Below are 504 nucleotides of genomic sequence, written 5' to 3' on the forward strand. Positions count from 1 at the left end.
GAAGGGGGGACGTAGAAGGCTATGTTAGCCGGGCGACGGTTGTCCCGGTTTAAGCATGTAGGCTGGTTATCCAGGCAAATCCGGATAATCAAGGCTGAGGTGTGATGACGAGTCACTACGGTGATGAAGTAACAAATGCCCTGCTTCCAGGAAAAGCCTCTAAGCATCAGGTAACACGAAATCGTACCCCAAACCAACTCAGGTGGTCAGGTAGAGAATACCAAGGCGCTTGAGAGAACTCGGGTGAAGGAACTAGGCAAAATGGTGCCGTAACTTCGGGAGAAGGCACGCTGATATGTAGGTGAAGCCCCTGCGGGTGGAGCTGAAATCAGTCGAAGATACCAGCTGGCTGCAACTGTTTATTAAAAACACAGCACTGTGCAAACACGAAAGTGGACGTATACGGTGTGACGCCTGCCCGGTGCCGGAAGGTTAATTGATGGGGTTATCCGTAAGGAGAAGCTCTTGATCGAAGCCCCGGTAAACGGCGGCCGTAACTATAAC

Annotated in this window: 1 rRNA gene; it reads left to right on the forward strand. The window is 51.6% G+C overall.

Annotated elements, in window-relative coordinates:
- A 23S ribosomal RNA gene (locus tag ACYVG5_RS21500) occupies nt 1–504 on the forward strand; the annotation flags it as partial.

The organism is Modestobacter lapidis (assembly GCF_054780755.1).